The organism is Gordonia rubripertincta (genome assembly GCF_038024875.1).
Taxonomy (GTDB): Bacteria; Actinomycetota; Actinomycetes; order Mycobacteriales; family Mycobacteriaceae; genus Gordonia; species Gordonia rubripertincta.
In genome coordinates, this window is the sequence record NZ_CP136136.1 from 677,955 (window position 1) to 692,237 (window position 14,283).

15 protein-coding genes are annotated in these 14,283 nt (G+C 65.1%); 8 read left to right on the forward strand and 7 right to left on the reverse strand.

Going from position 1 to position 14,283, the window contains the following annotated elements; translation table 11 throughout:
• The first annotated feature begins 183 nt into the window (after nucleotides 1-183).
• Nucleotides 184-987 (forward strand): SDR family oxidoreductase, encoded by an 804-nt coding sequence (locus RVF83_RS02950; protein WP_051989286.1) that lies wholly within the window; start codon nucleotides 184-186, stop codon nucleotides 985-987.
• On the forward strand, nucleotides 984-1,739 hold the full coding sequence (locus RVF83_RS02955) for an enoyl-CoA hydratase/isomerase family protein (RefSeq protein WP_005197937.1): 756 nt from the start codon (nucleotides 984-986) through the stop codon (nucleotides 1,737-1,739). The genes RVF83_RS02950 and RVF83_RS02955 overlap by 4 nt, the downstream gene beginning before the upstream one ends.
• A 107-nt stretch (nucleotides 1,740-1,846) precedes the next feature.
• On the opposite strand, the gene RVF83_RS02960 is transcribed toward RVF83_RS02955, so the two are convergent.
• Entirely contained in the window at nucleotides 1,847-2,866 is a 1,020-nt protein-coding gene (locus tag RVF83_RS02960) for a zinc-dependent alcohol dehydrogenase family protein (RefSeq protein ID WP_005197936.1), read from the reverse strand.
• Nucleotides 2,867-3,448: 582 nt separating this feature from the next.
• Between RVF83_RS02960 and RVF83_RS02965 the strand changes: the two genes are divergently transcribed.
• Nucleotides 3,449-4,261 carry an IclR family transcriptional regulator gene (locus RVF83_RS02965; protein WP_039880353.1) on the forward strand — a complete coding sequence of 271 codons (813 nt, stop codon included), beginning with the start codon at nucleotides 3,449-3,451 and terminating at the stop codon, nucleotides 4,259-4,261.
• 42 nt (nucleotides 4,262-4,303) lie between these two features.
• Nucleotides 4,304-5,395 carry an IS630 family transposase gene (locus RVF83_RS02970; RefSeq protein WP_341261994.1) on the forward strand — a complete coding sequence of 364 codons (1,092 nt, stop codon included), beginning with the start codon at nucleotides 4,304-4,306 and terminating at the stop codon, nucleotides 5,393-5,395.
• 3 nt (nucleotides 5,396-5,398) lie between these two features.
• Here the strand turns inward: RVF83_RS02970 and RVF83_RS02975 are convergent, their stop codons facing one another.
• Nucleotides 5,399-6,109 carry an IclR family transcriptional regulator gene (locus RVF83_RS02975; protein WP_247602540.1) on the reverse strand — a complete coding sequence of 237 codons (711 nt, stop codon included), beginning with the start codon at nucleotides 6,107-6,109 and terminating at the stop codon, nucleotides 5,399-5,401.
• A 177-nt stretch (nucleotides 6,110-6,286) separates the two neighbouring features.
• Between RVF83_RS02975 and RVF83_RS02980 the strand changes: the two genes are divergently transcribed.
• The 4 genes from RVF83_RS02980 (at nucleotide 6,287) to RVF83_RS02995 (ending at nucleotide 9,443) form a co-directional block, all read left to right on the forward strand.
• Nucleotides 6,287-7,075 (forward strand): 2-keto-4-pentenoate hydratase, encoded by a 789-nt coding sequence (locus RVF83_RS02980; RefSeq protein ID WP_005195140.1) that lies wholly within the window; start codon nucleotides 6,287-6,289, stop codon nucleotides 7,073-7,075.
• Nucleotides 7,075-7,875: a 2-keto-4-pentenoate hydratase gene (locus RVF83_RS02985; RefSeq protein WP_005195141.1), complete on the forward strand. Its 801-nt coding sequence runs from the start codon at nucleotides 7,075-7,077 to the stop codon at nucleotides 7,873-7,875. Before RVF83_RS02980 ends, RVF83_RS02985 begins: the two co-directional genes overlap by 1 nt.
• A 1-nt stretch (nucleotide 7,876) precedes the next feature.
• Nucleotides 7,877-8,080 carry a tautomerase family protein gene (locus RVF83_RS02990; RefSeq protein WP_005195142.1) on the forward strand — a complete coding sequence of 68 codons (204 nt, stop codon included), beginning with the start codon at nucleotides 7,877-7,879 and terminating at the stop codon, nucleotides 8,078-8,080.
• A 115-nt stretch (nucleotides 8,081-8,195) separates the two neighbouring features.
• Nucleotides 8,196-9,443, forward strand: coding sequence for an acyl-CoA dehydrogenase family protein (locus RVF83_RS02995; RefSeq protein WP_341261995.1), 1,248 nt, complete (start codon nucleotides 8,196-8,198; stop codon nucleotides 9,441-9,443).
• An 84-nt stretch (nucleotides 9,444-9,527) separates the two neighbouring features.
• On the opposite strand, the gene RVF83_RS03000 is transcribed toward RVF83_RS02995, so the two are convergent.
• The 5 genes from RVF83_RS03000 to RVF83_RS03020 form a co-directional block, all read right to left on the reverse strand.
• A complete protein-coding gene (locus RVF83_RS03000; protein WP_005195144.1) occupies nucleotides 9,528-9,959 on the reverse strand; it encodes a tautomerase family protein in 432 nt (143 codons plus the stop codon).
• 17 nt (nucleotides 9,960-9,976) lie between these two features.
• Nucleotides 9,977-10,684: an SDR family oxidoreductase gene (locus RVF83_RS03005; protein ID WP_051989246.1), complete on the reverse strand. Its 708-nt coding sequence runs from the start codon at nucleotides 10,682-10,684 to the stop codon at nucleotides 9,977-9,979.
• A gap of 41 nt (nucleotides 10,685-10,725) precedes the next feature.
• Nucleotides 10,726-12,195: an aldehyde dehydrogenase gene (locus RVF83_RS03010; protein ID WP_005195146.1), complete on the reverse strand. Its 1,470-nt coding sequence runs from the start codon at nucleotides 12,193-12,195 to the stop codon at nucleotides 10,726-10,728.
• Between the two features lie 11 nt (nucleotides 12,196-12,206).
• Nucleotides 12,207-13,193: a 4-hydroxy-2-oxovalerate aldolase gene (dmpG, locus tag RVF83_RS03015; protein WP_247602542.1), complete on the reverse strand. Its 987-nt coding sequence runs from the start codon at nucleotides 13,191-13,193 to the stop codon at nucleotides 12,207-12,209.
• A 71-nt stretch (nucleotides 13,194-13,264) separates the two neighbouring features.
• On the reverse strand, nucleotides 13,265-14,143 hold the full coding sequence (locus tag RVF83_RS03020; RefSeq protein WP_005195148.1) for an acetaldehyde dehydrogenase (acetylating): 879 nt from the start codon (nucleotides 14,141-14,143) through the stop codon (nucleotides 13,265-13,267).
• Nucleotides 14,144-14,283: the final 140 nt, after the last annotated feature.

Below are 14,283 nucleotides of genomic sequence, written 5' to 3' on the forward strand. Positions count from 1 at the left end.
GCGCAGCGCCGTCCGGAGCACTCGCGCCTGGGGAACCCTCCGGGCCGGATCCTCTCGTGTAATTCCTGGAATACATCGAGAATCCCCACTTTCCATCGCGCCTGAAGGCGGCGCCCCTTCGCGAAAGGACCAGTCGTGCACACTGAACCCGAGGACAGATCACTGGAAGGCCGCACCCTGATCATGTCGGGCGGCAGCCGAGGAATCGGCGAGGCGATCGCGATCCAGGCGGCCCGTCGAGGAGCCAACGTGGCCCTGATCGCGAAAACGACCGAGCCGCACCCGAAGCTGCCCGGCACCATCTACACCGCGGCTGCTGCGATCGAGTCGGCCGGCGGCAAGGCGCTGCCACTTGTCGGTGACATCAGGGACGACGAGTCGGTGGCCGACGCCGTCGTGCGCACGGTCGAACAGTTCGGTGGCATCGACGTCGTCGTGAACAACGCCAGCGCGCTCGATCTGACACCGACCGCAGATATCAGCATGAAGAAGTACGACCTCATGCAGGACATCAACGCGCGCGGCGCCTTTCTCCTGACGAAGACCGCCATCCCGCATCTACGGCGATCGGCCAACCCGCACGTCCTGACCCTGTCGCCGCCGCTCAACCTCGAGCCGAAGTGGTTCGCGGACATAGGGACTGCGTACACGATCTCGAAATTCTCGATGTCCCTCGTAACCATCGGACTTGCCGCCGAGCTCGCCGGCGACGGCATCGCCGTGAATTCGCTGTGGCCGCGAACGACCATCAACACGGCCGCGGTTCGCAACATCTTGAGTGAGGAACTCATCTCGCGTAGCCGAACGCCGGACATCATGGCCGATGCAGCGATCAGCATCATCACCAAGCCCTCCGACCTCGTCACCGGACGGTGCTTCATCGATGACGAGGTCCTGGCCGGTGACGGTGTGACCGATTTCTCGGGTTATCGCGTCGTACCCGGCGACGTGGAGCTGGAACTGGATTTCTGGATGGAGTGGGCATGAGTTCGGTCATTTTCGGAGTGGACGATCGAGGTGTTGCCTCCATCGAACTCAACCGGCCGTCCGCGGGCAATGCACTCGATCTCGAGGTCGCCGGCGGCCTCGCGCAGGCGATCACGTCGATCCGCGAGAATGCCGACGTACGGGTCGTCCGCCTGTCTTCGACCGGAAAGATCTTCTGCGCGGGCGGCGACGTACGGGCGATGGCAGCGGCGTCGGACCGCCCGCGGTTCCTCGCCGACCTCGCGGGGTCCATACATCGTTCGCTCATCGCACTCGACGAGCTGCCCGTCCCGATAGTCGCCGCAATCCAGGGCCCGGTTGCGGGCGCCGGGCTCGGCCTTCTCCTTGCAGCCGACTATGTGGCCGCCACTCCCGCCAGCTCTTACGTCGCTGCGTACTCGATGATCGGGTTGTCACCGGATTGTGGGGTGTCGATCGGCCTCCCCCGCGCGATCGGCATGCGGCGGGCGCTTCAGATGCTCGTTCTCAACGAACGTATCGATGCGTCGACCGCACTCGCCTGGGGCCTCGTGGATGCGGTGGTGGAGCTGGACGAACTCGCCACCGACGTCGACCGTGTTGTGTCCCTGCTCCTCGATCGACAGACGTCGGCCGTCGGCCAGGCACGGAGGCTCGTTCGAGCGTCCTACCAGCGGGAATTTGCCCAGCACCTCGACGATGAAGCCCTGACCATCACCCGTCTGGGCGGTACCGAAGAAGTGGGCGCCTTGCTCTCTTCCCGCTCGAGGTGACCGCCTGGAAGCGGTCCTGACCGGGCTGGTGACTGCCGCCCTTCCGTCTGATCGTCGGCCCGCCGCGTCGTCGACGATCAGCTCTCGGCGCGAGTCGGACGGTGACGTCAGACGCTCAAGAGCGCCTTGATCGCGCGACGCTCGTCCATGGCCCGGTAGCCCTCGGCGGCCCGGTCGAGCGGGAGGGTCAGGTCGAAGACCTTCCCGGGATCGATCTCCCGCTTCCAGATGAGGTCGATCAGCTCGGGCAGGAAACGCCGCACCGGGGCAGGACCACCGTGCAGGTGGATCTCGGAGAAGAACAGTTCCATCCCGGGCAACTCCACGTCGTGGGAGACACCGACATATCCGACGTGCCCGCCGGGGCGTGCCGAGCGGATCGCCTGCATCATCGACTCCTGTGTCCCGACCGCTTCGATGACCGAGTGCGCCCCGAGACCGTCGGTGAGTTCCTTGATCCTGGCCACGCCCTCGTCGCCGCGCTCGGTCACGATGTCGGTGGCGCCGAACTCACGGGCGAGCGCCTGCCGGTCGGCGTGCCGACTCATCGCGATGATCCGGTCGGCGCCGAGCCGCTGAGCGGCGAGGACAGCGAGAAGACCCACCGCACCGTCGCCGACGACGGCCGCCGTCTTCCCCGGGCCCACCTCGGCCGCCACCGCGCCGAACCACCCGGTTCCCAGCACATCCGACGCGGCCAGCAGCGACGGGATGAGGTCGGCGTCGGGCTGCCCAGGGGTGGCGACGAGGGTGCCGTCGGCGTGCGGCACCCGGGCGTATTCGGCCTGGGTGCCGATGGCACCCATCGGCTCCGCATGGACGCACCGGGACTGATAACCCGCCCGGCAGATCTCGCAGGTGTTGTCGGATGCGAAGAACGAGCCGACGACGAAGTCGCCCACCTTCACCGTCGACGCCTGGTCTCCCACCTCGGTGACCGTACCGACGTATTCGTGCCCCATCGGCGCGTGGTCGACGTCTTCGATGCCGCGATACGGCCACAGGTCCGACCCGCACACGCAGGTCGCGGCGATCTTGATGATCGCGTCGGTGGGCTCCTCGATCGTCGGGTTCTCTCGTTCGTCCACCCGGATCTCCCCAGGGGCGTCCATGATCACGCCGAGCATGTTTCCTCCACTTCAGCCCGCCGTCGGCGGCGAGCGGTCCGTACCCATCGAGGCAGGCGACTTCGGTATCAGGAACGGGTTCCCGACAACGCGGGAGCGACGTGTGAGATCCGATCGAACTTGTCCGAATCATCAGCGCGCCTTCGCGCATCCCTCCCACTCTTGTCCTGAGAATCTTCCGCTGTAGTTGTCCAAAGAAACCACTAGTTCGGTCGGCTAACAGGCAGTACTTGGCGCTGTAGCTGCTGAGCGCCTATCACAGGCAGGCGCTGCTCCACTTCCCCACGCGGCCGTTGTTCGCTCAGCGGATGCGGTGTGGCCGTCCATTCGCTAGGGGTCCAGTCGCTGCGAATGCTCAAGGAGTCGATCCTGATCCCGGACACGATCGCTATTGTCTGCGACAAGGCTCGACTGCTCAGACAACCGCAGGCGTTTCCCCGACACTGGTCGACGAATGCGTCTATGCGTCGGGCGGTGACGAAGGCGCCCGCGGCGCCGTCCCGCTCAGAGGAACAGTGTGCTGGACATACGTGTGAGGCGAGCCACACGATGTTTGGACCGCGAGTGATGGAGGTTCCCCCGATGGCCGCGATCCAGACCGTGCAGAAGATCGGTCCCCTTCTCGATCTGTTCACGATCGAACGCCCCGAATGGGGCGTCTCCGAGGTGGCCGAAGCACTCGGTGTACCCCGCTCTACTGCACACGCAATGCTGTCCTCGTTGGTGGAAACCGGCCTATTGCAATGCCGTACGCGTGGTCGCTACCGCATCGGGTGGCGTGTCGTGGAACTTAACCAGACGCTTAACGGTTGCATGGATGTGAGGTCGACGGCCGCCCCGATGTTGCACGAATTGTCGGGCAAGTTCGGCGAGACAGTGCATCTGGCGGTGATGGAACGCTACCGCGTGCTCTACGTCGACAAGGTGCTGGGCAACCACGTCATCAACGTCGCGGGCGCTCGAGTGGGGGCCCACCTAGAGGGCCACTGCAGCGCAGTGGGCAAGGCACTGTTGGCCCAGTGCGACGTCAGTGAGATCGAACGCAACGTGACCAACAAGCCGCTGCGTCGGTTGACACCTGCCACCATCACCAATCCCAAGTCGCTGCTCCAGGAGTTGGATTCGGTACGTCGGATGGGTGTAGCGCTCGACGCGGGAGAGGCTGTCGCCGAAGTTCATTGCGTCGCTGCACCGATCCGGGACGACATGGGGGTTGTAGTGGCGGCTTTGAGTATGACTGCCCCGGCGAGCCGATTTGTCCCGTCACAACGGGAGTACAAGGCGGCGGTTGTTGCCGCTGCGGGAGCCGTCTCCAAAGCCTTGATTCAGGCCTCGGAACCTGCCGAGAAGCCGATGGAACGTGATAGCCCGCTTTTGCGGGCAGTGCCCAACTAGTGTCCTGAGTCATTAATTGTCATTCGGTTGATAGACTGGGGAATGGCAACCCGGGGTCCGCGAGCAGTGGATATTGTTCTGACCGATGACGAGCGCCGTGAGCTCGAAGGGTGGGCGCGTCGGCGAACGACGGCCTCGGGTTTGGCGATGCGATCACGAATCGTTCTCGCTGCCGCTGATGGCGGGTCGAATACCGAAGTGGCACAACGACTCGGCCTCAACCGAGGTACCGTGCGGCGATGGCGAGGCCGGTTCGTCGAGCACCGCTGCGAGGGGTTGCTCGACGAACCCCGGCCCGGGCGACCTCGAACCGTCGGCGACGAGCAGATCAAAGACCTGATCACCGCAACTCTCGAGACCACTCCGAAGAATGCGACACACTGGTCGACTCGGTCGATGGCCGAGCATCTCGACATGTCACAGTCAACCGTGTCGCGTGTATGGAGAGCGTTCGGATTGGCTCCACACAAACAGGATTCGTGGAAGCTGTCGAAAGATCCCATGTTCACCGAGAAGGTCCGCGACGTCGTCGGGCTCTACATGAACCCACCCGAACGTGCCCTGGTGCTCTGCGTTGACGAGAAGACCCAGATCCAAGCGCTCGATCGCACCCAGCCGATCTTTCCCATGCTCCCGGGCACCCCGCAACGGGCCAGCCACGACTACGTGCGCAACGGCACCTCCAGCCTGTACGCGGCGTTGGACATCGCGTCGGGCAAAGTCATCGGTTCGCTTCACTCACGGCATCGCGCAACGGAATTCATCGGATTCCTCCGCAAGATCGACGCCGAGGTACCCGACGAGCTCGACGTCCACCTGGTCATGGACAATGCCTCCACCCACAAGACACCCGCGGTCAAGCGATGGCTGACCGCGCACCCGCGGTTTGTTGTCCACTTCACTCCCACCAGCTCATCCTGGATGAACCTCGTCGAACGCTGGTTCGCCGAACTGACCACCAAGAAACTCCAACGCTCCACCCATCGCACCGTACGAGTACTCAATGCCGACATCAGAGCGTGGATCGAGACCTGGAACGACAACCCCCGCCCCTACGTGTGGGTCAAGACCGCTGACCAGATCCTCGACTCCATCGCCCACTACTGCACACGAATTAATGACTCAGGACACTAGCCCTCAGTGACCGCTGCCGAGTTGGCGGGACAACCCCAGAGCAGCGGTGCGTACCGCGGACGCCGTTTGGTCGAGATTGATCCTGTTTTGCCATCCGGAGACTGACAGGCCTGCAACAACGGTTCCGTCGTGACTGAAGACCGGGCTGGCGGCACACACGACCCCCGCGCGTGACTCTTCGAGGTCGTAGGAAACGCCTCTGTCCCGGATTCTGGACAGCTCAGCGCGGAAACGGCCGGGTGTGTCGATGGTGCGTTCGGCTAAGCGTGGGAGCCCATTCGCGACGATCAGGTCGACGGTGGCCTCGTCGGAGTAGGCGAGGATGGCTTTGCCGATACCGGTGCCGTGCGCAGGCCAACGTCCTCCCGATCGAGTTGGCAGAGGAGGAGCTGTCGGGCTCCTCAGCACGTCGAGATAGACCACCGCGGTGCCGTCAAGCACCGCGAGATGCACCGAGTGGCCGGTGGCTTCGCGCAGATCGGACATGAACGGTTTAGCAGCATCACGCAGGCTCCGGTGCCGGGGTGCCTTCTGGCCCAGTTCGAACAGCCGAAGTCCCAGCCGGTACTCGGTGCCGTGACGTTCGAGTATGCGCAGCGATGCCAACTCCGCGGCCATCCGGTGCACGCTGGATTTCGACAGGCCGGTCCGGCGGGCGAGTTCGGATACTCCGAGACCGGTCGACTCGAATTCGAGCGCTTCGAGGAGCAGCATCGTTCGGGCAATGGCGCTGGACGCCTCGGCCCCGGTTCCGCGCGGGTTGTCCCGCTGAGAGGAACGGTTTGGTTGCATGACTGCAGATGCTCCACCACGCTGAGTCCAGGTGCAATACGTCACAGCAGGTCCGTGTTGAGCACGATCCTGCCCCGAACCCACTGGAGTGCTGATCTCATGACGTCCGACGTTCAGTCCGCAGTCGCGGGACTGCTTGGTGCCTACGACTCCAAAATCCCTATCGAGCCCATTGCCGGCCAGTTCGCCGATCAACCGCTGTCTGTCGCGTACGAGATCGCACAGGCTCAGGTGCAGGCGTGGGAGAAGCGCGGCGATGTCGTCAAAGGCCATAAGGTTGGTCTGGCCTCGCGGGCGATCCAGCAGCAGATGGGTGTCGACCAACCCGACTTCGGCCACCTGACCGCGAGCATGTTCCATCTCGAGCACGATCCCATCGCCCCGGATCTCTATATACAGCCGCGGATCGAACCGGAAATCGCCTTCGTCCTGGGCCAACCCCTGCGTGGTCCGGGTGTCACGGTCGCCGACGCGGCGCGCGCGGTTGACTTCGTGCTCCCGGCGTTGGAGATCGTCGACTCGCGAATCCGGGACTGGAAGATCGGGATCTTCGACACGATCGCCGACAACGCGTCGTCCGGCGGCGTCGTTTTGGGAAGCACGCCTGTGCAGTTGTCCGAGCTGGACCTGCGTCTGGCTGGATGCGCTCTGCATATCAATGGCGAATTGGTTGCCACCGGTGCCGGCGGGGCGGTGTTGGGATCGCCGTTGAACGCGTTGGTGTGGCTGGCCAACACTGTCGGCCCCCTGGGGGTGACTCTCGAACCTGGCCATGTGGTGTTGCCCGGCTCGATGACCAAGGCCTTCCCGGTTACGGCGGGCAGCGCCATCGTCGCCGAGGTTCTCGGCTTGGGCAGCGTCACAGCCGTTGTGGGAAAGGACAACTGATGACAGACGCGGACACGACCGACCCGTGGAACGCCGCACGGGTGGCCAACATCCTCATTTCGGCGGAACGGTCACGGCAGCCCCGGACTTCGCTGCAAGCTGAGTGGCCAGACCTCGACCTCGACGTGGCGTACGCCGCGCAGGACATCGCCCTCGCGGATCGTCGCGCACGGGGCGAGGTCGTCACCGGTGTGAAACTGGGTCTGACGTCTCGTGCGAAACAGCAGCAGATGGGTGTTGATGAGCCATCGGTGGCGTGGCTCACCGACGCCATGACCCTGCCTACGGGACTTGCCGTTCCGCGGGAGAAGCTGATCCATCCTCGCGCGGAGCCCGAGATCGCATTTGTGCTCGGCCGGCGCCTGGAGGGGCCCGGGGTGACCGCTGCTCAGGCGCTGTGCGCCGTCGATCATGTGGTGGGCGCCTTGGAGATCATCGACAGCCGGTACTCGGGCTTCAAGTTCACGCTGGCTGACGCCGTCGCCGACAACAACTCCTCAGGTGCCTACCTCACCGGGCCTGTCAGCCGACGCGTGGAGGAACTCAATCTGGCTCTCGAGGCGTGCCTGCTGGAAGTCGACGGCCACGTCGTCGACACGGCGACAGGGGCTGCGGTTCTTGGCCACCCGGCCGAGGCCCTGGCCTTCGCGGCCAACACGCTCGCTACCAGGGGGCATGCACTCGAGGCCGGTTGGATCGTCCTCACCGGCGGCATGACCGACGCGGTGCCGGTCTATCCCGGGGCGCGGGTCGCCGCCCATTTCACCTCACTTGGCTCCATCTCTGTGTCTGGAGGATGACATGCCCTTTATCGACGTGACCATCGCCCAGGGACGCACTCCCGAGCAGATCCGGAATCTGGTGCACGAACTCACCCTGGCCGCGCAACGGGCGGTCGACGCCCCTCTGGGCAACATTCGGGTCGTCGTGCGGGAGGTGCCCACCACTCATTGGGCGGCCGGCGATGTGACGATTGCCGAACGGGCCGCCAGCCAGAGTGGCTGAACCACACCTCCGGGCGGCCACGACCGAATTCAGATTGTCCGATTACTCCTGGCAACCGGGTCGCGGTGGGCCGTAAACCTAAGGGGAACATGACCGCTCACCCCTTGGAGTCGCTATGACCACCACCGATCTCCGGCCCGTCGCCGCAGAACCCGCCCGGATTGCCGACGAGCTTTACCACGACTTGCTCTCGCCGGACGAGATCGTCTCGGTTCGGCACAACATTCGCGACATCGCGCGGACTGCGATCGCCCCCATCGCTACTCGCATCGCGCACGGTGATGAGCGTCTCGACGGATTCCCCCGGGACGCGTTCGATGCCCTCGCCGAGCACGACGTCTTCCGCCTGCCCTTCTCGAAAGACGTCGGGGGCAATGGTCTGCAACATCCGGCGACGGCGACAGCGACAGCGGTCGAAGAGCTGGCGTACTACTCCAACAGTGTGGCGGCCATTTTCGACGTGCATTGCATTCTCGCCGGCAACGCGATCAATCAGGGCACTGACGAGCAGCGCCGACGCTGGTTGGCTCCGCTGGTGGCCGGCGAGATCATCGGATCGTTCGCCACCAGCGAGCCTGGCGCGTCGAGTGACCTGTCACCTGCTGCGGTCGGCACCCGCGCAGAACGGACCGCTGACGGCTGGACGCTGAATGGCCGCAAGCGCTGGATCACCAACTCCGTCGTGGCGTCGGTGGTGGTCGTCCTGGCCCAGACCGGGGCCAAGCTGTCCACGTTCATCGTGCCCACCTCGACCCCCGGGGTCACCATCGGCACCCCAGATCGCAAGCTGGGCAACAACGGACAGATCACCGCCGATGTCATCCTCGATGACGTCCACCTCGGCCCGGAGGCCCTGCTGGGCGACGAGAACGGCGGCCTCAAAGTCGCCCTGCAGACGCTCACCTACGGCCGGATCGGCATCGCCGCCGCCGGCGTGGGCATGGCTCAAGCCGCGTTCGATCACACTGCACACCATCTGCGCACCCGGCACGCTTTCGGCGGACCGCTGGCCGCCAAGCAGCACTGGCAGTTCCTGATGGCCGATCGCGCCACCGAGATCGCCACCGCACGTGACCTTTACTTGAAGGCCGCGCTGCGAGTGGACGCCGGCGTCGCGTTCCCCGAGCCAGAGGCAGCCATGGCCAAACTGCGCGGAACCGAGGTCTCGGTGCAGATGGCACGCGACGCCGTGCAGGCATTCGGCGGCTTCGGGTTCACTCGCCAACTCGGCGACGACGATTCATCGAGCCCGGTCGAGGCGATATACCGTGACAGCAAGATCGGCGAGATCTACGAGGGCGCCAACGAGGTGCAACGGTGGGTTCTGGCCCGCCAGATCTTCGGTCGCGACATCACCGGCTGACCACAGGGACGGATCGCGGGCACACCCCGGTGTGCCCGCGATCCGTCGTCGTCGTGGTGCCTTGCGGCGTGTGAGGTGTTCTGGTCACTCAGACGGACGGCTGATGCCGGCGGCGCGGGCCGCGCTCTCGTCGGCTCGCGCGATGCTTGCCGCCCGTCCGGCAATGCCCCAGTTATCTGGTTCGACCTCGATGATCTGACCGCGGACTGCGGCTCGATCAACTGCAAGGACCTCGACGAGCAGGTCCGTGAACCGCTCGAGCAGTAGCTGCCGCTGCCGAGCAGGACGGCCTGCGAGCACGATCGCAGTGAAATACGGTGCCACTGCACCACCTTCTGCGACGACAGCACCGGCCACCGCGATCGAGCTCGGCGGATGAGAGACGATGAAAACTCGCACCCGTTCGATGGGCGAGTCGAGCACCTCGGAGTAGATTCGTGAGGCCTGCAACAGCACTGTGCGTTGCTGGGACCCGTCGAAGGTGTCAGCGGGGAGATGAAAGTGCGCTACCGGCACGCGGAGCTCCGATCGGTCTACAGGATGCCGTGGCGTACACCGCCGTCGGCTGTGAGCACAGCTCCATGCAAGACCGCCGCCTCGGGCGCCAGGAGAACGTCGACGAGCCAGGCGATTTCGGAGAGAGTGGGGAGCCGGCCCAGCGAGGTGCGTGCGACATAGGTGTCCCAGATCTCCTCGACAGGACGTCCGGTCTCTGCGGATTCGCGCGCCGCGAACGCCCGTAGCCGGGGGGTGTCGATCGGACCGGGCGCGATGGTGTGGGCGGTAACTCCCCGCGGTCCGTAGAGAGCGCTGATCTGCCGCATTAAGTTCAGTAGGGCCGCATTGGCTGTTCCTGGTGCCGCGTCAAGCGGGCCCGGTTCGATTCCGAGAGATCCCGCAATGGACACGAACCGTGAGCCCGGCACAAAGTGGTCGCGTACCGCATGCAGGAGCCGCACCACTCCCCCGGTTTTGATGTTGGCCGCGGTGGCGAGAGCGTGTGGATCGATGGTGTCTGCCGACCCCCGCACCGGTAGACCCGCAGCGAACAACGCCAGCTGGACCGGGCCGTCAATCGCGGCGCGGATGTCGGCGACGGCCCGGTCGTCACCGATGTCGGTAGGGCACACAGCGATGAGCTCACTGGTCGCGGCCAGGGTGTCGAGGGCAGCGCGATCCCGACCGACCGCCACAACGCGCAAGCCGCGCGTGACGAGTCGGTCGGTGATCACCGTGCCCATTGCGCCCGTGGCGCCAACCACGACGCACTGCAGTGGTTGCACTAGCGCCGCAGGCGGATGGTCACCGCGCGCGGCTCGGTGAAGAACTCACGCGAGTACTGGCCACCTTCGCGGCCGAGGCCGCTGATGCCCTCCCCGCCGAAGGGCAAGCGCAGGTCACGTTCGAAGAAGGTGTTGATCCATACCGTGCCGGCCTTCCAGCGTGCGGCCATCCGGTGGGCGCGGTCCAGGTTCTGGGTGAACAGGATGCCGGCCAGCCCGTAGGGCGAATCGTTGGTGATCCGCAGGGCTTCGTCTTCGGTGTCGAAACCCAGGACGGTCTCCACCGGGCCGAAGATTTCTTCCTGGGCGGTGCGGGACTGGTTGGTCAGTCCGGTGATGACGGTCGGCGGGTAGTAGAAGCCGTCGGCGCGGGCGGCGTCGGTGAGCCGTTCGCCGCCGGTGACGATCTTGCCGCCCTCTTCTTGCGCGAGCTCGACGTAGCTGTGCACCTTCTCCAGATGACGGGCTTCGATCAGAGGTCCCATGAAGGTGCCCGAGTCCTTGGGATCGCCGACGACCAGCTTGCGGGCTTCCTCGGTGAATCGCTCCAGGAACTCTTCCATGATGGAGTTCTGCACCAGCAGCCGCGACCCTGACAGACAGACTTGCCCATTGCCGCCGAAGATCGCCCGTAGCGACATCGGCACTGCCACATCGAGATCGGCGTCAGCGAAAACGATGTTGGCCGATTTGCCGCCCATTTCCGCCGAGACCGGCGTGTGGTTGAGCGCAGCAGCCTGCAGGATCTTCACCCCGGTCGCACTGGATCCGGTGAAGGTGATGCGGTCGACGCGTGAGTCGGAAGTCAGCGGTCCGGCAACCGCTTCGCCGCCGAAGCCGTGCACGACGTTGAGTACACCGGGGGGAAGTCCGGCTTCGAGGGCCAGTTCGGCGAATCGATGCGCGGTCAATGGTGTCTGCGGCGCAGGCTTGAGCACGACGGTGTTACCGAAAGCCAACGCGGGCGCGATCTTCCAGGTGGCAAGCATCAGCGGGGCGTTCCATGGGCTGATCGCCGACACCACCCCGGCCGGCGGATAGAGGACGTAGGACAGCAGGTCGCCGTCGGGGTAGGCCTCGTTCGCGGCCATCGACACGTAATCGGCGAAGAACCGCAGATTGTGCGCCACCCGCGGGATCTCCGCGTGCAGTGACTGAGTGATGGTCTTGCCGCCGTCGCGGGTTTCGAGCTGCGCGAGTTCGTCGCGGTGGTCGTCGACGGCGTCGGCGACCGCGTGCAGAATTTTTGCGCGTTCCTTGGGTGACATCTGCGGCCAGGGACCCTGGTCGAACGCTGTACGGGCAGCGTCGATCGCCGCGGTACCGTCCTCTGCGGTTCCCTTGGGGACGAGGGCCAGCAGCGAGCCGTCGTGCGGATCGCGCGATTCGAAGGTGGAGCCGTCGGAGGCCGGAACCCAGTTCTCGCCGATGAGGTGGCGTACTTCGCTACGTTGCTCTGTCGAAGTCATCGATGGTCCTTTCAGACCCCGGCGGTGGCGGGGGTTTCGTAGGTGCGTCCTGCAAGTTCCGAGGCGACGTCGATGATCATGTCTTCCTGGCCACCGATGACACCGCGGCGGCCGAGTTCGAGCAGGATCTCCCGGGTGGACACACCGAACTTCTTCGCCGCGCGTTTGGTCGGATGGAAGAACGTCGAGTACACGCCTGCATACCCGAGCACCAGCGCCGTTTCGTCGACGATCTGCGGTTCTTTCATCAGCGGCGCCACGACGTGTTCAGCGGTGTCGATCAGCGGGAACAGGTCCACACCGGTGTCCCACCCCGCGCGTTCGAACGCGGCGGCGAGGACTTCGGTCTGCGCGTTGCCGGCGCTGGCGCCCAGGCCGCGCAGTGAGCCGTCGATGAACGTCGCGCCGTTCTCGGCAGCGGTGAGCGCGTTGGCGATTCCCACGCCGAGGTTATTGTGGGCGTGGAAGCCGATGTCGGCCGAGATCGCCTCGCGCAGCGCCGCCACGCGTTCGCCGGCCTGCCGGGGCACCAAGGCGCCCGCGGAGTCGACGACGTAGACGACGTCGGAGCCGTAGGAGTCGAGTTTGGCAGCCTGTTCGGCGAGCGGCTCTGCGTCCAGCTTGTGACTCATCATCAGGAATGTCATGACCGTCAGGCCTTTGTCCTTGGCCCACTCGATGGGCTGTTGACCGCAGTCGGCTTCGGTGCAGTGCACAGCCACACGGACGGTCTTGATGCCCGCGTCGATGGCCGACTGCAGTTCGTTGAGGGTGGCGATGCCCGGCACGTACAGGGCGGCGATGTCGGCGTTGTCGACGGCGGCGACGGCGGCGCGCACGTACTCGGGGTCGGTCGCGGCCGCGAACCCGTACTGCAGTGAGGACGCGCCGAGTCCGATGCCGTGGGCGACCTCGATGGTCGACACTCCGGCACGGTCGAGGCCGGCGGCGATCTCGGCGACGTTGGCGGGGGTGAACTGATGCGAGACACTCGACATGCCGTCGCGCAAGGTCGTGTCGACCAGCGTGACCTTCTTGGTGGCAGCGTCGGTGGTGGATGCGTTGGTGGTCACTGGCGTGCTCCTGTTGCGATGGTCTGCTGGGCCATGACGTCGGCGACTCGGGCCGCCGCGGCGGTGATGATGTCGAGGTTGCCGGCATAGGTGGGAAGGAAATCGCCTGCTCCGACGACCTCGAGCATCACCGTCACCCGGTCGCCGTCGACGTCGACGAGTTTGAGGGAGTACCCCGGAACGTACTTCTGGACCTCGCCGACGATGTCGATCACGGCCCGCTCGATGGCGGCGGCGTCGGGGTTGCGCACGATGGCATAAACCGTGTCGCGCATGTTCATCGGCGGCTCGGCGGGATTGATCACCGAGATCGCCTTGGCTGTGTCGGCGCCGGCGACCGCGGCCAGCGCGCGTCCGGTCTTCTCACTGAACTCGCTGAGATTCTGTCGGGTGCCCGGTCCTGCGCTCTTGGACGCGATCGCGGCAACGATTTCGCCGTAGGAGGCATCGGCGGCCTCGTTGATGGCGTACAGGATCGGGATCGTGGCCTGTCCGGCGCAGCTGACCATGTTCAGGTTCGGCGCCGAAAGATGCTCGTGCAGATTGACCGCCGGAACCACATAGGGCCCGACCGAGGCCGGGGTCAAGTCGATAGCGGTGATACCGGCCTCCGCGTAGCGCGGCGCGACCGCGGCGTGAACCTTCGCCGAGGTCGCTTCGAACACCAGATCGGGCAACTCCGACTGGGACAGAAGCCAGTCGACACCGCCCGCCGAGGCCTCTAGTCCCTCCTTTGCGGCACGCTTGAGCCCTTCGCTGTCAGGATCGATGCCGACCATGTAGCGCGGCTCGACCCATTCCGATCGTTGCAGCTTGTACATCAAGTCGGTACCGATGTTTCCCGACCCGACAATCGCAGCGCTCAAACGACTCATGAGCTTCTCCTTCTCTCGACGCGTTGAGGATGAGGCTACGAGCAAAAATGCCACCCCAAACGACGCCGTCGACTCATTCGGAATCTGCCGCACTCATCCGATCGTGATGTCCAGGATCGCTGGACATAGGTGACTGCGAT